We start from the raw sequence: 18,878 nt of genomic DNA on the forward strand, positions 1-18,878 counted from the left end.
GCAGGAGCACTTTAGATTCGTTACAATTATGAAGATTGTGGTGTTTTATTTCGTGGGGGCAGTGGGCCCAAATACTGATAGTACTGGGTTTCAATTCGTCCGTTGAACAACTTGCGACGTTTGTCTGCCTTATGACCGAAATACTCTTCGAAAGCTTTGGTCGACGTGATTGCAAAAAAGGACCATGTTGGCATGTCGAGGTAACTGCGCCCTAATGAGCGGAGCAACTTCTGAACTTCTTTTTCTTCACTCAAACGTTCACCATATGGGGGATTGGTAATGATGACACCATATTCACCCTGCGGTCTTGCGCGATGAGCGGGCAGGACGCTGACTTCAATATCTTTGGCGAACCCAGCACTTTTGATCGCTGCCATAGCCACTTCAATTGCTTCAGGATCAATATCGCTACCTGAAATCTGTAACGGGACATCGTCGCGTACAGCATCAAATGCTTCTTCGCGCGCCTGTTCCCATAATTCTTCAGGAATAACAGCCCAGTCCTCGGAGTTGAAGGTCCGACGAAGTCCCGGTGCAATGTTCCAGCCGATCATAGCGGCTTCGATCAGCATTGTGCCTGATCCACAGCATGGATCATAGAATGGACGAGATACATTCCAGCGGCTGAGCTGAATAAGAGCTGCAGCAAGTGTTTCTTTGAGTGGCGCTTCGGTGACGAGTTTACGATAACCCCGTTTATGCAGACCTGGTCCCGTCGTATCTAAAGTAAGCAGGGCGCGATCGTTCAGCAGAATGACCTCAATCACATAACGAGACCCATCCTCTGGGAACCACTCTGTGTCATAAGTCAGCTTCAGTTTCTCTACGATTGCTTTTTTCACGATCCCTTGTGATGCAGGCACACTGCTTAACTGGGATTTTTGAGAACGACCCTCTACAGGGAATTCGCCGTCGGCTGGAATCCACTCTTCCCAAGGCAGTGCTTTGGTGCCTTCAAACAATTCGTCGAAAGTCGTGGCAGGGAATTCACCCATTTTCACCAATACGCGATCCGAACTTCTCAGCCACAGATTACACCGGCATATATCAATATAATCTCCTGTAAAGAAAACCCGGCCGTTGTCGATCGTAACATCTTCATACCCCAGTTGCTTCAGTTCCCGGGCAACAACAGCCTCGAGTCCCATCGCCGAGGTTGCAATCAATTGCAATTGAGCCATGTGATTCATTTCAACTCCATTTCAAGCTGGAGAAGGATATCCTTCTCTCTGCTGTATAGTAACGGTGCGGCCTTGCCGCTTTCCGTGAAAAAACTTACAATGAGAAATGCGGTGAACGTATGCATTCCTCTTTCGAGGTGATGCACCAGTCAACCGCCTGTGTTGATAACAAACATTTATTATAGAACATTGGCATCCATATGGAAAGCAGTCCAAGTGTCCAAGGAGGATTTTAGTGGTGAATCTGACCCCTGATGAATATGTAAATCAATTATTTCAAGAGGATGATCTTTTGCTGAAAGTGAAAGAGGCCATCCGTTCGAACGGTATGCCGGAAGTTTCCGTTGCGGCTGCGTATGGACGATTGCTCACGTTTCTCGCCAAGACATCCAAAGCAGAAGCTGCCCTCGAAATCGGCGTGTTGGGCGGTTACAGTGGGATCTGCATTGTGCGCGGTTTGCGTGAGAATGGGACCCTGACTTCGCTGGAACTGAAAGAGGAATATGCGGCAATGGCGCGTGGTCATCTGGAAGAAGGCGGTTTTGGCGAAAAGGTGGAGTACCGCATTGGCCCGGCGGCAGACAGCCTGGAGCAATTGGAGCAGGAAGGTCGCACATTTGATTTCTTCTTTATTGACGCAGATAAGGAGAATTATCCGGTATATCTCGATTATGCCATTAAGCTGGCCCGGCCAGGTGCTGTTATTGTTGGTGATAACTGTTTCCTGCGTGGTCGTACACTGAATCCGGACAAGCAGGGCCCGGCCGTGCTTGCTGTTCGTCGTTTCAATGAACAGATGGCAAGTGACCCGCGCCTGGTGACGACCATGTTGCCGGATTACGATGGGCTGGTACTTGCCTGGGTGAAGTGAAAGGGAAAATTTCCTAAAGATAAAACTCCGATGGAGCACGATCTCACGCTTTTGTGTTTGTGAGGGGATCGTGATTCTGTACGGAGTTTTCTGAAAACAAAAAGAAGAGACGACACACCTTGAATCACAGGGAGTATCGTCTCTTTCTTTATATTTACAGATGTTGTAGTAGTTCGATTTATACTTCAGGTGTTCCGTACGTTTCAAACCATTTTTTGATGGTGTCAAAATCATCACTGAAGGACAAGCCCAGCATCAATAATACACGAGCTTGTTGTGGACTCAGGTTGTCGCCTGCAATGATACCTTTGCCGCCACCGTACACACTTCCTGAACCCGTCCGAGTGGTGGTCACAAAGATGACACCTTCTTCAATGGCTTTGGTACGAGCTTGTCCCATAGCTCTGGAGATACCGCCAGCTCCGGTACCGGAAGTCACAATTCCTTTGGCACCGCTGCTCACGAATCCTTCAATGGCTCCGCCGCCAGCTTCTTGATACGAGATCGCAATTTCTACTTTGGCCAGATCTGCCTTTGTGATTTTACTTAGATCAAATACGGGCTTTGCTGTGCCTTCAGGTTTCAAGGCACGTGCAGGAGCACGGTAGATTCGGATATTTTCTTCATCAATATATCCTACAGCGCCGAGCATCGGCGTTTCAAACGTATCTGTCCGATAATCATTTGTCTTGGTTACACCACGAGCAAGCTGGATTGTATCATTCAACATGAGTACTGTGCCAAATGAAGTGGTACGACCACTGCCTGCAAGTTTGATGGCGTTGTACAGATTGGCTTGAGCGTCAGAACCGATGACGGTCCATGGACGCATGGAGCCTGTGATCACGACAGGTTTGTCACTCTGAACAGTCATATCGAGGAAATAAGCGATTTCTTCCATTGTATCTGTACCCGTGGTAACGACAACACTGTCATACGTTGCCAGAGCTTTGTCTACCGTCTGCGACAAGTCATAGAGGTCGGTCATGCTATAGGAACCTGAACCTGAGTTTCCGAATTGGAGCGTGCTAACATCGGCAATCTTCTGTTTATCCGGTAAGGCGTCTACCATCTCTCCAATGGGAAGTGTACCTGCCTTGTAATTCTGGAAGCTGGTGGCATCCTCGGATTGACCGGCAATCGTTCCGCCAGTTCCAATCACCAATACATTAGGAAGTGCAGATTGTTTGGAAGAGTCTGGTATTGCAGGAATGGAAGTATTGCGAGCCGGAGTAGTAGTTGCTGTCTGAACAGCACCTGTTGTGCCTTTCACCTCTACCGTAGCTGCGTGCGCGGCGTAGGTTCCAAGGGGGGACAACGAGATGGTCAATGCTGTTAAAGCTGCGGTACTCCATACGGCCCAGGGACGAAGATTGGATGTTTTACTCATGAATAGCACTCTCCTTCAAGTAAGTGTGATGTTAAGTTTGTTAAGAAGAATATGTATACCATTTCAAATTGATTGTATTTCATGTTAAGTAATATGACAAATATAGATAATGGTAGAGTAATCGGTTACATTCATAGATAATAAGAGTAAAATGATTGTTTATAAGGAATTATGAAAGATTATTCATTTTGGTTAGAGATAGAAAAGAAGCGGTTTTAGTATTTTTGAAGGAAAATAAGCCCTTTTAATGTTAGTTAATATTACATAATGAGTCTTTTGTCCTGATAAAATGAAGCATTTTAATAAAAGAATGTCGAATTGGGACTTATATCAGAAGTAGGTAACAGAATGAGAGGATGATAGTAACGCATATTAGGTAATGGGGATCAATTACGGTCTAAAGAGTGGTTTCGTAATAGAGTTATGTTTATAATAGGGGTGATCACCATATGTAAATAAATATATAATATTGATTGGAGGAGAAACGATGAAACAGGCACCGAGAAAGTATGCAAATTACATTCCGATTCGGGAACTGGAGACTTTGGAAGAGAGGTTATCTCCCTTCAAGGTGTATGCAGAACTTCGTGATAACACTCCAGTCCGCTATGATGAGCATCGAGAATGTTGGGATGTTTTTGGTTATGAAGATGTGAAGTATGTTCTGAAAAATCCGAAACTATTCTCTTCTGCACGTGATCGTGCCAATACGAGCATGTTGACGACAGACCCTCCCAAACACAAACAGCTGCGTGATCTGGTGAACCAGGCGTTTACACCCAAGGCAATTGAAGCATTGGCTCCGCGTATTCAGGAAATCACAGATGAGTTAATTGCTCCACACCTGTCAGAAGGACATATGGAACTTATTGATGACCTTGCAACACCATTGCCCGTCATTGTCATTGCGGAATTGATCGGAGTCCCTGCAGCGGATCGTCAAAAGTTCAAAGACTGGTCTGATGTATTGGTGAAAGGCGCGCGTGATGATAGTGAGCAGGCCTTCCAGGAGTTATTGGAGGAGAAAAAAAGAAATATGCAGGAGTTGCATATCTATTTCACTGGCATTATGGAAGAACGTCGGTTGCAGCCAAAGGATGATCTGATCTCATTACTGCTTGCTGCGGAGATTGATGGTCAGCAATTGACTTCAGATGAAGTGGTAGGCTTCTGTATTCTATTACTTGCTGCCGGTAATGAAACAACAACCAACCTGATTACCAATGCGGTTCGTATTCTGTCTGAACAACCCGAGCTACAACAGGAGTTGCGCGAACAGCCTGAACGGATTACTTCTGCGATTGAAGAGACGCTGAGATATTATCCGCCAATTGTCGCGATTGGGCGGGTCGCCAAGGAAACTGTAGAGTTGAAGGGTCAGACGATTCAAGCTGGAGAGCAGGTGATTTCCTGGGTTGGAGCAGCCAATCGGGACAGTGCCCAATTTGAAAACCCGGAAGATTTCATCTCTGATCGCAAGCCGAACAGGCATATGGGTTTTGGTTTTGGCATTCATTTTTGTTTGGGTGCACCACTCGCTCGATTGGAGGCAAGGGTAGTTCTTCATACATTGCTTCAGCACATGGGAAACATTCAACTTGTGTCTGGAACGGCTCTGCAACCGATACAAAGTGCTTTTGTATTTGGTGTGAAACATTATCCGATAGAATTCAATCTAATAAATAAATAAATAAATGATGAATGGCGCATGAATGACAAAAGCCGCTCTCAGGCCAATTAGGCGCTGGAAGCGGCTTTTTCAAATGAAAAATTAAGATGGACTATTTAAGAAATGGATAGGGAATCAGGATTCCCGAATAGAAGCAGGTTTGTTATACAATTTGAATCGGACCCAAACCATATTGAGTAGTAACAGTCCACCAGAGACGATAAACAGACCTTCGATCCCGATGAATCCTGCCATAAAACCTCCAATGATCGCTCCAAGCATGTTGCCCAGCGCCAGAGTACTCGTATTAAAACTGAATGCACGGCTGATCATGCTATCGGATGTATAGGAACGTATCAGGGCATTAACGCTTGGAAGCAGGCCACCCATGAACACACCCATCATGAAACGAACTATAATGAGCTGCCACACGGTCTGAACAAATGCCTGCGGAATAAGCATGAGTCCTGTTCCTATGAGAGAGAACGTCAGCACCTTGTGAGGACCAATCCGGTCACTCAGCTTCCCGAGAATCGGAGACATGGCCATATTGGATAGTCCCGTAACTGCACCGACAAGTCCTGCCCAGAAGGCCACATTTACATCCGAAGCATGCAATTTTTGCACATACAGCGGCAAGAGTGACATGGGGCTGATCATTGCAAACTGCAACAGAAACGTTACAGCGAACAGTGCAGGCAGTTGAGGTGACTTGTTCAATTCCTTCAGACCGGACAATACGGATTGTGCCGGCAGTTTGGCTGCTTCTTGACGGTCGAACTTCTCTCTCACCAGGAACATGGCGAGCATGGAAGCAACAAAGATCAGTCCACCTGTAATGTAGAAAATGGGGCGGAAGCCTACCGCATCCGCTAACAAGCCACCAATGAGTGGACCCAGGATGGTGCCGGCAACCTGCCCGGACTGACTGATTCCCATGGCAAAACCCATGCGGTCTTTCGGTGTGGTACCCGATATCAACGCAACAGCTGCAGGATTGAAACCGGAGATGGTACCATTAAGCAAACGCAATAAGAGAAGCTGCCAAGGATTCTGTGCCAGACCCATAAGGGCAATTACGATGGCCATCCCGAATCCCGACCGCAGCAGCATAACTTTACGGCCATACTTGTCCGATAACTTGCCCCAGAGCGGTTGGAACAAAAATGAGGTGAGGAAATTGGCTGCAAAAATAAAGCCCGCCCAAATGCCAATTTCATGTTCGCCAACAACACCCAGATCTCTTGCGAGATAAAGAGACAAAAATGGGGTAATCATGGTCATGCCCGAATTGACCAAAAATTGTCCGAACCAAAGCACAATGAGGTTTACTTTCCACGTTTTCAAAGTGCTTTCACTTCCTTTCAAAGATATTTCTGTAATTCTCAAAAAAACACCATTCTTTCATTATAACATAATTGGCATATGAGGGATGGGTGTAAGGAATGTCATAGTATTGTCACGTAGAACGCATCTGCATGTGGTTGTTACGGCTGTTTAAAAAGGGCATAATGGTAATTATGAGTCCAAAAACTATTGGAGGCTTCTTACATGAGCTATAATGATCGACTGATTCGGGCAAGTTTTAAACAACAGGTAGACCGTGTCCCGGTATGGTACATGCGTCAAGCTGGACGTTACGATCCTGAATATCGCAAAATTAAAGAAAAGTACTCCTTGCTAGAAATCTGCAAACAACCCGAGCTGGCGGCTGAAGTTACACTCATGCCGGTACGCAAACTTGGTGTAGATGCGGCTATTTTGTATTCCGATATTATGAATCCGGTTGCCTCTCTGGGCATTGATTTTGACATTGTAAAAAATATTGGTCCAGTTATCGATAATCCTATTCGGTCCGCTGCAGATGTGGATCGGCTGCGTCCCATCGACGTAGAAGGAGATCTGTCACATATTCTGGAAACCATTCGAATTCTGGATAAGGAGCTTGATGTGCCTCTTATTACGTTTGCGGGCGCACCATTCACGATTGCGAGTTATCTGATTGAAGGACGACCTTCGAAAGGTTATATCCGCACCAAAACGATGATGTACAGCGAGCCTGAGGTGTGGCACAAGCTGATGCAGAAGCTTGGTGATATGGTTATTACATATGTCCGTGCGCATATTGCGAATGGCGGTAAGGCATTCCAGTTGTTTGACAGCTGGGTTGGAGCACTTTCTCCCAAAGACTTCAGAACATATGTGTTGCCTACGATTACCCGTATCTTTACCGAATTATCGGATTTGAATGTACCGAAGATTTATTTCCCTGGTGTTGCATCCGGTGAGTTGTTGCCAGCACTGCATAATCTGCAAGCCGATGTGATTGGACTCGACTGGAGAGTATCCATTTCGGAAGGGCGTCAACGTCTTGACGGCAAATTTGCAGTACAGGGTAACCTGGACCCATATTTGCTGACTGCCCCGATGGAACTGATTAAAGAGCAAGCCAAATTGATTATTGACGAAGGAATCAAGGAGCCGGGTTATATTTTCAACCTCGGACACGGATTATTTCCTGAAGCATCGCTAGAAAAGCTCAGAGAACTAACGGCGTATATTCATGAATATTCTGCCGAAGCAATGAAGAGTGGGGTGACGGTAACCAATGACTAATACTGTAGGTGTACTGGTGATGTCGTATGGCACACCGGAAAATATGGAGAGTGTTGAAGCGTATTACACACATATCCGCAGAGGACGTCCGCCTGAACCAGAGCAATTGAAAGAACTGACGGATCGTTATGAAGCCATTGTTGGCGGTGTTTTTCCACTTCGGGAGAACACAGACAATCAGGTCAAGGCCCTTCAAGAGACATTAAACCGCGATGAGCGTGGCACTGAGGTGGAATTCCGTTGTTATCAAGGACTGAAGCATGCCTATCCGTTTATTGAGGATGGCGTGGAGCAGATGGCGAAGGATGGAATTCAGACAGCGATTGGTATTGTACTGGCTCCTCATTTTTCCACGATGAGTGTAGGCAGTTATATCAAACGTGCGCGTGAAAAAGCAGAAGAGCTGGGCGTTCATATGTCCTTTATTGAGAGTTATCATCTGCATCCGAAGTTAATTCAGGCGTTGTCCACACGTGTCAGTGCCAAGTTGGACGCTTTTGAGGAAGCTGGAGCAAAACGCGGAGATGTGAAGGTGTTGTTTAGTGCGCACAGTCTGCCGGCGCGTATTGTGGAGATGGGTGATCCATACCCGCAACAATTGCTGGAGACTTCAGAAGTGATTGCCTCACGTGTAGGCATAACCAATTGGCAATTTACGTGGCAGAGTGCCGGACGAACAGCTGAGCCTTGGCTTGGACCGGATATTCTGGATACGTTACAGGAGCTTTCTCGTGAACAGGTAGAGGATGTGCTGGTGGCACCAATCGGGTTTGTCTCGGATCATCTCGAAGTGCTCTATGATCTCGATATCGAGGCCAAATCGATTGCCAAAGAGATCGACATGCGCCTGATGCGTATTGACTCTCTCAATAGCGATCCTCTATACATGGAGACGTTAAGCGACGTTATTATAAGCCAATGGCAGCAAGGGTCGGATGAGTAATGGGTGATAAGAAACGCCGTGTTGTTGTTGTCGGCGGTGGCCTTACCGGCCTCAGCGCGGCATTTTATATCCGCAAGCATTACCGGGAAGCGGGCGTTGAACCCGTGATTACTTTGGTCGAGAAAAGCTCGTCCATGGGAGGCATGATTGAGACACTGCACCGGGATGGATTTGTGATTGAAAAAGGGCCGGATTCTTTCCTGGCTCGCAAAACAGCAATGATTGATCTTGCCAAAGAATTGGAGATCGATCATGAATTGGTAAGTCAGAATCCGGAGTCGAAGAAAACGTATATCATGCAGCGTGGCAAGCTTCATCCTATGCCAGCAGGACTTGTTCTCGGTATTCCGACAGAACTAAGACCATTCTTGAGAAGTGGTCTGGTCTCTCCGGCAGGCAAACTGCGGGCGTTGATGGATTTTGTCATCCCGCCGCGTCGTACAACAGAGGATGAATCGCTCGGTTATATGATTGAACGTCGTCTTGGAGCAGAAGTGCTGGAGAACTTGACGGAACCACTGCTCGCAGGAATCTATGCAGGTGATATGCGGCGATTGAGCCTCAAGGCTACCTTCCCGCAGTTCGGAGAAGTAGAGCGCGATTACGGCAGCTTGATCCGGGGCATGATGACGGGTCGCAAACCGGCTGAGACGCATACCGGAACAAAACGAAGTGCCTTTCTGAACTTTCGCCAGGGGTTGCAGAGCCTTGTTCATGCCCTCGTACATGAACTGCAGGATGTGGACCAACGTCTGAACACTGCGGTGAAGTCGCTGCAACGCCTTGATGGAGCGCAGACCAGATACCGTGTTGAACTGGGTAATGGCGAAATGCTTGAAGCGGATGATGTAGTGGTTACTGTGCCAACATATGTTGCGTCGGAGCTGTTGAAGCCTCACGTCGATACAGCGGCACTGGATGCAATTAACTATGTGTCTGTAGCCAATGTGGTGCTCGCTTTTGAGAAAAAAGAGGTGGAGCATGTATTCGACGGATCGGGTTTCCTCGTTCCGCGGAAAGAGGGCCGTAATATTACGGCTTGCACGTGGACATCGACGAAATGGCTGCATACGAGCCCGGATGATAAGGTGCTGCTTCGCTGTTATGTTGGTCGCTCCGGTGACGAACAGAACGTAGAGCTTCCGGATGAAGCGCTGACGAATCTCGTTCTCAAGGATCTGAGAGAGACGATGGGTATTGAAGCAGTGCCGATCTTCTCCGAGATTACAAGGCTACGTAAATCCATGCCACAGTATCCGGTGGGACACCTCCAACATATTGCCGCCCTCCGTGAGGAGCTTGGCAGCAAATTACCTGGTGTGTACATTGCAGGTGCAGGTTATGAGGGCGTAGGCTTGCCTGATTGCATCAGACAAGCGAAGGAAATGTCTGTTCAGGCTACACAAGAGCTTGCAGCAGATTAAGTACAGCAAGAGAGCTGTCTCAAACGTAGAATTATCTACTGGAGAGATGGCTTTTTTTATGTGAAGATCTGGAAGCTAACTGAGTTCATACCCTTTCAATCGATACAGTTCCAAGGAATGATGGAAATCCAGAATATGCCTGATATAATGGTATGTATGGCTGTGAAGAAGAAGAGGAGTTGCTTATGTATCCCCCAAGATCAGAGCGAAGCGTAAAGAAGAAAAAAGGTAGTAAACGCACCCGCAATACAATCACAATCATCTGGACAGTTAATATTGTATTGATCATTGCAATTGGTCTGGTGGGCATTTTTTATGTCATTGATTCACGTCAGCAACAGGCAGACCAGCCAGTGAAACAAGAAATCGTTGATCAGGATCAACCTTCCATTGGAGACGATGCCAAAGGCGGCGATCAAATAAGTTCTCCAGACTCGGAATCAGATGAGACTTCGGAAGAAGATCCTAAAGCTACGGATGAAGAGACAACAGAGGATGTAGAAAAGACAACGGGCGCAGCGACATCTGACTCTTCAGGCAGCACCAATAGTGAGAAAGCAGAATCCGGAACGAAAAAACCTACGGCAGATTCGACACCGTCCGGCACCAAGGGAAATGCAGGTGTGGATCAGGAATCAGGGACGTCGAAACCTTCCAATTCAGCGAAGGATGTCACGATTAACTTTGTTGGTGATATTCAATTTTCGGGCAAAGTTGCTGAACTGCTGGATAAAAACGGTTATGATTATCCCTTTGCCAAACTCGGCAGATTATTCAAGGATGATGATCTGACCATCGGTAACCTAGAGACACCAATAACTCATGGTGGTACCAGTGCAGCTGATAAAACCTATGTCTACAAATCATCGCCCAAAGCATTGGCGGCAATGGCTTCAGCCGGTTTTGATGCTGTGAATTTGGCCAATAATCATATTCTGGATCAGGGCGTAGAGGGCTTGGTGGATACGTTAACTTATCTCAAGGAATATGGCATAGCTCACACCGGGGCAGGTATGAACAGGGATGAGGCCTATGCACCAGCATATCTGGAACGCAAAGGTATGAAGATTGCACTGCTTGGGTTCTCACGAGTTGTACCGGAAACGAGTTGGAAGGCGGAAGGCAATCGGGCTGGCGTGGCTGAAGCCTATGATTCCACAGGAGCAGTCAAAGCGATCCAGGAGGCCCGTAAGAAGGCTGATCTGGTGATCGTGGTTGCACATTGGGGAGAGGAACGTGTAAGTACTCCGAATAGTGACCAGACCCGATTGGCTCATGAGTTTGTAGATGCTGGCGCTGATCTGGTCATAGGTGGTCATCCTCATGTGTTGCAAGGGTTGGAGTACTATAAGGGGAAGTGGATTGCATACAGTACGGGCAATTTCATTTTCTCCAGATCAACAACCGAAGAGACTTGGAAAACGGCGGTATTTCAGGCTCGCTGTAGTCAAGATGCAGCTTGCAGCATGAAAGTTATCCCTTATGAGGCCGGGCTTGGTCAGGCTATTCCGATGATCGATGAGGCGAACAAACTGCTGTTGGAACAGATGGCAAAGCTCTCCCCGGGTATTGGATATGATGGGAATGGGGTCGCTTCACCTAATTAAAAACCTTTTTGAGGAGGGAATCGAATGAACAACCTTTGTGTAGCACACCGTGGATTTTCTTCTATTGCACCAGAGAATACGATGGCTGCATTCCTGATGGCCATGGAGCGGCCTGAAGTTCAGTGGATGGAGCTGGATGTGCAGTTGTCGCGTGATGGTGTACCAGTGGTCATTCATGATTTTACAGTGGATCGCACGACGAATGGCAAGGGTCTGGTTCGGGAAACTGATTGGGCTGATCTGCAACGTCTGGATGCCGGAGCATGGAAAAACAAGTCTTACAAAGGCGAACGGATTCCGGCGCTGAGTGAATTGTTAGATCGCTCGTGCGGCAGAGTGCGTTTGAACATTGAACTGAAAACGCAGGGAGACATGTACCCGGGTCTGCCTGCGGCTGTTATACATGAAGTGAGAAAAAGACATATGCAAAATGATGTTGTGATCACCTCATTTGAATCAGCCGCTCTGATCGAAGTGAAGAAACTTGCACCGGAGATCCAGACAGGGCTGATTATCGATGCACGACCAGGCGATCTGTTAACCGCCCTGCGGCAGATGAATTGTACATTCCTCTCGATTGGATACACCAATGTAGACAAATCCTTAATGAACGAGATGCGGAGTGCAGGCATTCGGGTGATGGCTTGGACAGTGGATGACAAGACCATTATGAAGAAACTGGCGGCGGTTGATCCAGAACTCATGTTATGTACGAACCGTCCTGACGTATGGGAGCTGGCATTTCAGGAGACGAGCAGCCGATTTTTCAGACCTTAACTTTACTATATGCACTAATGAATCCGATAAAGGTGGTAATATACCCATGTTGACTAACATTCGCAATGTATACTGTGTAGGACGAAATTATAAACTTCATGCGGAAGAATTGGGTAACGCGGTTCCGGATGAGCCAATGATCTTTATGAAACCTTCTCATGCAGTCGTGCCCCTGAATGGTGAAGCCCTTGAATTGCCTGCTACCAAGGGTGAAGTTCACTATGAAGCTGAATTGGTCGTTCAAATCGGCCGGAGTTATGAGCCAGGTATGGCGGTAGATGAGCTGGTGGATGCGTATGCATTTGGTATTGATTTTACGTTACGTGACGTACAGACCGTGATTAAGAAAAAGGGCCACCCGTGGACAGCGGCCAAAGGGTTCAGAAATTCCGCTCCGGTTACTGCATTTCAGGCATTCCCGGGTGCGGCAGCTTTACTTGAGAAAGACTTTACATTGACCAAAAATGGTGAGGAAGTCCAGCGTGGTAACATTCGTAACATGATCTTCAGTTTACAAGATATTGTGGATTATGTAGGTCACCATTACGGCCTGGGGCCGGGCGATGTCATTTTTACAGGAACACCTGAAGGTGTTGGACCAACACAAGCAGGAGATGTGCTCGAACTGGCATGGGACGGCGAATCCTTGGGTGCCTGCACGATTGGAGCAGCACAGTAAGGATTACACATCATACCTGCTTGACATGAATAGGGTACAAGAAAGGGGCGTGAATACGCTCCTTTTTGCTGTGTTATCGTGGATATAGGTTTATATCTTCATCGTACGGATACGCTACTAATTTAGGCCAAGCTGTATGCTGTGTTTGCGCTCTGTGTGACCAACTCTTCCAGTTCAGCTTGTTGTGCAGCATGTTGCTCCGAACTGATACTTCCACTTGCGAGCCGTTCATCCAACTGCTCTCTGAGCTGTCTTACTTGTATAGCAATGACCTCATCCAAATTCCCGTTATTTTCTTCCGTAATCGTCCTCAGTGATTTGCCGCTGTACAGTTCTTGATAGAGATCCGCTTCTGAAGCCTGATTCAGAGCGTCGAGCAGCTCATCACTGCTTCCCTCACGAGTGTCCAAGTCAACGATGGACCATTTAGCAGTAGGTATGGGAGAGATGGCGGATTGGCCCCATGCTGTTCCAGCGAAGGACATAGTGACAATCATTGTGCCTATAATAATGACTCTTTTCATATTCATATGGATAATCCTCATTTCTGTAGTTGAGTACGAACTGAATCGTAGCTTGTCGTAGATGTATTTGTTGATGTTTCGATCTGAGAATAGTGTAAACGGGAAACCTGAAGTGAAACTTAAAACAGGATAAGTAATTTCAACCTAGCGGAGAACGACCGCAACAAGAAAAGATCACTAATAAAATTCACACTTGACAGGTTGGGTTAGTTGGTTATATGATAATCTTAATTATTTTAATACTCATTAAATGAACAGTGAACTAATTTGAACTGAAAACTGCATTGAGCTGATTGGACCACCAAAGGCTCCCGGGACTACTCCTCTAAGGAATGTCTTCGGGGGCCTTTTTTTGTATCTGTATTGAAGCTTCAAACAATCAGGGAGGTTATGAAATGAGTGATAGAGACTGGGAAGCGTTGGAGCGGACGGATTGGTTATTTCGCAAAATGGTCAGACGATTTGTCAAAGAGCGGGATCGCATCTCTGTAGAAGGTATCAGCCTGCCAGGCATGCTTATCCTGCACAAAATCATTCGTGAGGGAGAACAGCGGCTTGGAGATCTGGCAGAACAGTTGGACTTTACATCCGGTGCCATTACTGCTCTAACCGATAAGTTGGAGAAAAAGGGACTCACCATCCGCAGACGAAAGGAAGACGATCGCCGGACGGTTTTACTGGACATCACATCCAGCGGGCGGGAGATGTATGCGAGAAACAGCAACATCGGTGCCCGATGTATCACGCTTCTGTTTGAGGGTTTTACGAGTGAGGAACTGGAGCAGCAAAGTCAATTCTACGAGCGGGTAGTAGCGAATCTGGAGGGATTCTCGGACACGGTGCTGGAATTGGCGGAGAGCAACGGGATACAAGAACATAATCGGTCCTCCACAAGTGACCTTGAGCAGAAGCAGCGGGACAATGCCGGGAAGAGGAACTATCTCAGTTATTGAGGTTGGGTCAATGTAACGACATTTGATATACCACAAACATTCTAGGGAGAGATGAGCAATGGGACACTCAACAATATATCCAACTGGAGCGACGTTATACAATCCGGATAAGGCTTGGGGCGGTTATACCGTTTATCAGGCAGGTGAAGAAGGCGTAGTATTGATCGATATGAATGGCAAGGAGGTTCACCTGTGGAAAGGATTGTTAGGTTTTCCGGCCAAAATATTACCTGGCGGCTACGTGCTGGGCAGCACGGGTCGGAGAGATCCGAAGTTCGGTATTCAGGACAATGTCGATCTGGTCCAAGTGGATTGGGACGGCAACATTGTATGGAAATACAATAGCTACGAACACATCGAAGATCCGGGGTATGAGCCGCTATGGTATGCCCGCCAGCATCATGATTATCAGCGTGAAGGGAATCCGGTAGGTTATTATGCACCTGGCCTTGCGCCAAAGACGAAGAGTGGTAAAACCCTTATTCTGGCACACAAAAATGTGAGTAACCCGCAAATTTCAGATAAGCCATTGCTTGATGATGCCATTATCGAAGTCGATTGGGAGGGGAAGGTACTCTGGGAGTGGCTGCCTAACGAACACTTTGAAGAATTAGGTTTTGATGAAGCTGCTCGAAATGTCCTGTTCCGTGATCCAAATACACGTTCTTTCGGTCATCTGGGTGGTGGCGTTGGTGACTGGTTACATATTAATTCTGCCTCTTATGTCGGACCCAACTGTTTCTATGAAGAAGGAGACGAACGGTTCCACCCCGACAATATTATCTGGGATGCCAGAGAGGCCAATATTATTGCCATTACAGACAGACAGAGTGGAAAGATCGTGTGGAGATTAGGGCCAGACTATACTTCAACTGAAGCGAAACACATCGGCACAATTATCGGACAGCATCATGCACATATCATTCCCCAAGGTCTACCAGGAGAAGGCAACTTGCTCGTATTCGACAATGGCGGCTGGGCAGGTTACGGCCTTCCAAATCCGGCTTCTCCATTTGGATTGAAACATGCGATTCGGGATCACTCCCGTGTACTGGAGATTAACCCGGTCACTCTGGAGATTGTCTGGCAGTATACATCGGCAGAAGCAGGTTTCTCAGTTCCGACGGATTCTTATAAATTTTATAGCCCATACATCAGTTCCGCCCAGCGTTTACCTAACGGCAACACCCTAATAACCGAGGGTTCCAATGGCAGATTGTTCGAAGTGACTGCGGAGCATGAGCTGGTCTGGGAGTATGTCTCCCCTTACATGGATGGGCGGAATACCAATATGGTCTATCGCTCATATCGAGTTCCTTATCAGTGGGTTCCACAGTTGGAGAAACCGCAGGAAGTTGCCATCGAAGCCATTGATGTCTCCACCTACAGGGTCCCGGGAGCAGCACCCAAAGGTTCTGCATCCATCGTGAGCGTAGAGACAACTCTTCCATTTGTGGAGGGTGCAGCCTGTGTGGCAACGTCGGATGAAGGCAAGTCAGGCGGTTAAGCGTCAAGAATCATGACTAGATCGAATGGGGTGTATATTGTGAGAAAACCATCCATAGTAACCGGCGTATTGATATTATTCCTGGCAACGGCACTCCTATTATCCGGATGCAGTTCAAACGCAGCAGGATCTGGAGCAAAAGACGCTACCGGTAAAAATACCGATAATGTAAAAATTCGAATCGCAGATACAAGTACCAACCCAACGTTCAGGGTAGCCATTGCCAAAGGTTTTTTTGAAAACAGGGGCATTGATGCAGAGAGTATTACGTTTGGCTCACCGGCTGAAGGTGTAAATGCACTATTTATCAAACAGGTAGATATTGCGTACGGGGCGGACTTCCCTGTATTAAATGCTTTGTCTAAAGGGGAATATTCAGTCATCGCTTCTGCAGGCCAGACTACGGATGAAGCGGCAGCCGCCTGGAAGCTGTATGCAAAGGAGGATATTCAGAGTGGAGCGGATTTGAAGGGCAAGAAAGTGAGTTTCATTCGAGGCACATTTATTCCATATCTATGGGATGAATATTTGAAAGATCAGGGGGTGGCGCTGAGTGATGTGACGCAAATTGGTCAGGGGGCTTTTGATGAGGCCTACATCGCACTGAAACAGGGAGACCTTGATGCCGCTTGGGTCATAGGTTCCGCGTTAACCGATAAATTCGATGCACTCGAAGGAGTACACCAGCTGACGGATATGTCTCAGACGCCTATACGCCTTGGTATGGGACTGGTATCAAGTAATGAATTCATCCAGGCAAACCCTGAAAAGATCAGTGACTTCCTTGCGGCGCTGGATGAAGCTTCCACGTATGCTCAAGCGCATCCTGAAGAGGTTGCAGATCTGATGTATCAAGAGACCAAACAGCCTAAAGATGCCACATTAAAAGACCTTCCGATCAATCCATGGGAAGTTGGATTTACGCAGGCTGCTTATGATAGTTTGGCAGGTCAGAAGCAATATATGGTGGACACCGGAATCATCGAACAGGATTTTGATCTCAACACCAAACTCGATCTGACTTCTCTCCAGCAGGCTCTGCGGGATAAAGTGACATATAGTAAATAATTCTTATTGAAATGGGAGGTGTCCGTTATGTCCTTACCTGCAACTCAGCATACCATTCATATTGAACAGCTACGGAAAACGTATCATGCCCCGACCAATGGGGATGTGCATTATATCATTAAGGATGTCGATCTGGTTATCAAGGGAGGAGAGTTCTTTGTCCTGCTTGGTCCCAGTGGGTGTGGGAAGTCAACGCTGCTGAACATGATCGCGGGTTTTATCTCCAAGTCGGGTGGACAGCTCAAGGTAGACAACAAGGAGATCGACAGACCGGGCAGGGATCGGGCAATGGTATTCCAGCAGGCGGATTCTTCTCTCTTTCCATGGCTAACTGTGAGGGAAAATGTTGAATTCGGACTTCGAATGTCCAAGGTGCCTAAGACACAACGACGTGAGATCTCTGATCGTTACATCCAGCTTGTTGGACTGAGTGCTCATGAGGGGAAATTTCCGAAAGAACTCTCGGGTGGCATGAAGCAGCGGGTTCAATTGGCCCGGGTACTTGCGAATGACTCGGCGATCTTACTGATGGATGAACCATTCGGTGCGCTGGACGCCATGACGAGACGAACCATGCAGAAAGAACTGGTGAATATCTGGAAAGAAACCCATAAAACCGTTATCTTTGTCACACACGATATTCAGGAGGCGTTATTGCTTGGTGAGCGCATAGGCATTATGTCTGTAGGTCCATCTTCGAATATAACGGATATTTACCACAACACGTTACCTTACCCGAGGAACATCGCCTCGTCTGAGTTCAACACTTTGTATGACCGAATTCAAGGCCACTTTGAAGAATAATTGAGGTGATATACAAGATGAAATGGTTGGAGAAAAAATGGGTGTCTATCCCGCTTCTATGGGTAACGGTCATCTTAATCTGGCAGCTTGGTGCCCTTATCTATGGGCCTGACGTAATCCCTGGTCCGTGGCATACGATCCTGGGAGCACGCGAACTTATTGCTGACGGTACGCTGATGGAGTATATCGGAATCAGCTTCACTCGTGTACTGGCGGGGTGGGTACTCGGAAGCATCATTGCTATTCCGGTAGGGCTGATTATTGGCAAAGTTCATCTCATCCGGCTGTTCGCGGAACCGTTCCTTAACTTTATACGTTTTATCCCGCCGATCGCCTTTATTACCTTATTTCTGGTGTGGTTCGGAATTGGTGAGCAATCCAAGATCGCGCTCATTATGTATGCAACCTTCTTCATTGTTGTATTGAATACACTGACAGGTGTACTCTCCGTTGAAGAAGATAAAATCCGGTCGGCCCGCAGTATGGGAGCCAATGAACGGCAGATTCTGCTGCATGTGATTGTTCCGGCGACAACCCCGTATATCTTTACAGGTGTGCGACTGGCGATGGGAACCTCGTATATGGCCATAATCGGTGCCGAGATGATTGCCTCGAATGAGGGGGTGGGTTACTTAATCTGGAATTCCAGACTCTTTTTCCGAACAGATTGGATCTTTGTCGGGCTGATTTCCCTGGGTTTTATGGGATTCCTGACGGATCGATTGTTCAACTGGTTTGGTCGCAGAGTACTCTACCGATATGGAGTCATTGGAGGAGCGAAGCGGGTCTGAAACAGAACCTGGGAACACCGAATTCCAGACGTTAATTGAAGAGGGAAGTTATCTTGTTTTAACGTTTGATCAAT

At 47.1% G+C, this 18,878-nt stretch carries 17 protein-coding genes; 13 read left to right on the forward strand and 4 right to left on the reverse strand.

Translation table 11 applies throughout. The features are described 5' to 3' along the window. Nucleotides 1–26: 26 nt before the first annotated feature. The gene (locus tag MHH92_RS09865) at nucleotides 27–1,181 is read right to left on the reverse strand and encodes a THUMP domain-containing class I SAM-dependent RNA methyltransferase (protein WP_036609715.1); all 1,155 of its coding nucleotides are present in this window, start codon (nucleotides 1,179–1,181) and stop codon (nucleotides 27–29) included. A 238-nt stretch (nucleotides 1,182–1,419) separates the two neighbouring features. On the opposite strand from MHH92_RS09865, the gene MHH92_RS09870 reads away from it, so the two are divergent. After that, on the forward strand, nucleotides 1,420–2,052 hold the full coding sequence (locus MHH92_RS09870) for an O-methyltransferase (protein WP_340903482.1): 633 nt from the start codon (nucleotides 1,420–1,422) through the stop codon (nucleotides 2,050–2,052). A gap of 178 nt (nucleotides 2,053–2,230) precedes the next feature. Here the strand turns inward: MHH92_RS09870 and MHH92_RS09875 are convergent, their stop codons facing one another. Then, nucleotides 2,231–3,442 carry an asparaginase gene (locus tag MHH92_RS09875; RefSeq protein WP_340903484.1) on the reverse strand — a complete coding sequence of 404 codons (1,212 nt, stop codon included), beginning with the start codon at nucleotides 3,440–3,442 and terminating at the stop codon, nucleotides 2,231–2,233. Between the two features lie 487 nt (nucleotides 3,443–3,929). Between MHH92_RS09875 and MHH92_RS09880 the strand changes: the two genes are divergently transcribed. After that, nucleotides 3,930–5,132, forward strand: a complete 1,203-nt coding sequence (locus MHH92_RS09880) for a cytochrome P450 (protein ID WP_340903486.1) — start codon at nucleotides 3,930–3,932, stop codon at nucleotides 5,130–5,132. Nucleotides 5,133–5,246: 114 nt separating this feature from the next. Here MHH92_RS09880 and MHH92_RS09885 read toward each other — a convergent pair whose 3' ends face one another. Continuing rightward, nucleotides 5,247–6,458 (reverse strand): MFS transporter, encoded by a 1,212-nt coding sequence (locus MHH92_RS09885; protein ID WP_211081777.1) that lies wholly within the window; start codon nucleotides 6,456–6,458, stop codon nucleotides 5,247–5,249. A 204-nt stretch (nucleotides 6,459–6,662) separates the two neighbouring features. Here MHH92_RS09885 and hemE point away from each other — a divergent pair, with 204 nt between their 5' ends. The 6 genes from hemE to MHH92_RS09915 all read left to right on the forward strand — a co-directional run bounded on the left by hemE (nucleotide 6,663) and on the right by MHH92_RS09915 (nucleotide 13,157). Next, nucleotides 6,663–7,727, forward strand: coding sequence for a uroporphyrinogen decarboxylase (gene hemE, locus MHH92_RS09890; protein ID WP_340903489.1), 1,065 nt, complete (start codon nucleotides 6,663–6,665; stop codon nucleotides 7,725–7,727). Beyond that, a complete protein-coding gene (gene hemH, locus MHH92_RS09895) occupies nucleotides 7,720–8,670 on the forward strand; it encodes a ferrochelatase (RefSeq protein ID WP_253507249.1) in 951 nt (316 codons plus the stop codon). The genes hemE and hemH overlap by 8 nt, the downstream gene beginning before the upstream one ends. Beyond that, entirely contained in the window at nucleotides 8,670–10,094 is a 1,425-nt protein-coding gene (gene hemY / locus MHH92_RS09900; protein WP_340903492.1) for a protoporphyrinogen oxidase, read from the forward strand. The genes hemH and hemY overlap by 1 nt, the downstream gene beginning before the upstream one ends. Before the next feature lie 185 nt (nucleotides 10,095–10,279). After that, nucleotides 10,280–11,701: a CapA family protein gene (locus MHH92_RS09905; protein ID WP_340903494.1), complete on the forward strand. Its 1,422-nt coding sequence runs from the start codon at nucleotides 10,280–10,282 to the stop codon at nucleotides 11,699–11,701. A gap of 24 nt (nucleotides 11,702–11,725) precedes the next feature. Further along, nucleotides 11,726–12,478: a glycerophosphodiester phosphodiesterase gene (locus tag MHH92_RS09910; RefSeq protein WP_340903495.1), complete on the forward strand. Its 753-nt coding sequence runs from the start codon at nucleotides 11,726–11,728 to the stop codon at nucleotides 12,476–12,478. 46 nt (nucleotides 12,479–12,524) lie between these two features. Continuing rightward, nucleotides 12,525–13,157, forward strand: a complete 633-nt coding sequence (locus MHH92_RS09915; RefSeq protein WP_340903496.1) for a fumarylacetoacetate hydrolase family protein — start codon at nucleotides 12,525–12,527, stop codon at nucleotides 13,155–13,157. A gap of 122 nt (nucleotides 13,158–13,279) precedes the next feature. Here the strand turns inward: MHH92_RS09915 and MHH92_RS09920 are convergent, their stop codons facing one another. Further along, nucleotides 13,280–13,687, reverse strand: a complete 408-nt coding sequence (locus tag MHH92_RS09920) for a hypothetical protein (protein ID WP_076249913.1) — start codon at nucleotides 13,685–13,687, stop codon at nucleotides 13,280–13,282. Nucleotides 13,688–14,076: 389 nt separating this feature from the next. Between MHH92_RS09920 and MHH92_RS09925 the strand changes: the two genes are divergently transcribed. Genes MHH92_RS09925 through MHH92_RS09945 form a run of 5 tightly spaced genes read left to right on the forward strand, consistent with a single transcriptional unit; the run spans nucleotide 14,077 to nucleotide 18,804 of the window. Continuing rightward, nucleotides 14,077–14,634, forward strand: a complete 558-nt coding sequence (locus tag MHH92_RS09925; RefSeq protein WP_036670114.1) for a MarR family winged helix-turn-helix transcriptional regulator — start codon at nucleotides 14,077–14,079, stop codon at nucleotides 14,632–14,634. A 58-nt stretch (nucleotides 14,635–14,692) separates the two neighbouring features. After that, nucleotides 14,693–16,141 (forward strand): aryl-sulfate sulfotransferase, encoded by a 1,449-nt coding sequence (locus tag MHH92_RS09930; protein WP_340903499.1) that lies wholly within the window; start codon nucleotides 14,693–14,695, stop codon nucleotides 16,139–16,141. 39 nt (nucleotides 16,142–16,180) lie between these two features. Further along, a complete protein-coding gene (locus tag MHH92_RS09935) occupies nucleotides 16,181–17,209 on the forward strand; it encodes an ABC transporter substrate-binding protein (RefSeq protein ID WP_340903500.1) in 1,029 nt (342 codons plus the stop codon). 27 nt (nucleotides 17,210–17,236) lie between these two features. After that, the gene (locus tag MHH92_RS09940) at nucleotides 17,237–18,013 is read left to right on the forward strand and encodes an ABC transporter ATP-binding protein (protein WP_074094443.1); all 777 of its coding nucleotides are present in this window, start codon (nucleotides 17,237–17,239) and stop codon (nucleotides 18,011–18,013) included. A 17-nt stretch (nucleotides 18,014–18,030) separates the two neighbouring features. Then, on the forward strand, nucleotides 18,031–18,804 hold the full coding sequence (locus MHH92_RS09945; protein WP_074094444.1) for an ABC transporter permease: 774 nt from the start codon (nucleotides 18,031–18,033) through the stop codon (nucleotides 18,802–18,804). The last annotated feature ends 74 nt before the right edge of the window (nucleotides 18,805–18,878 follow it).

Source organism: Paenibacillus sp. FSL M7-1414, from assembly GCF_038003195.1.
Taxonomy (GTDB): domain Bacteria; phylum Bacillota; class Bacilli; order Paenibacillales; family Paenibacillaceae; genus Paenibacillus; species Paenibacillus amylolyticus.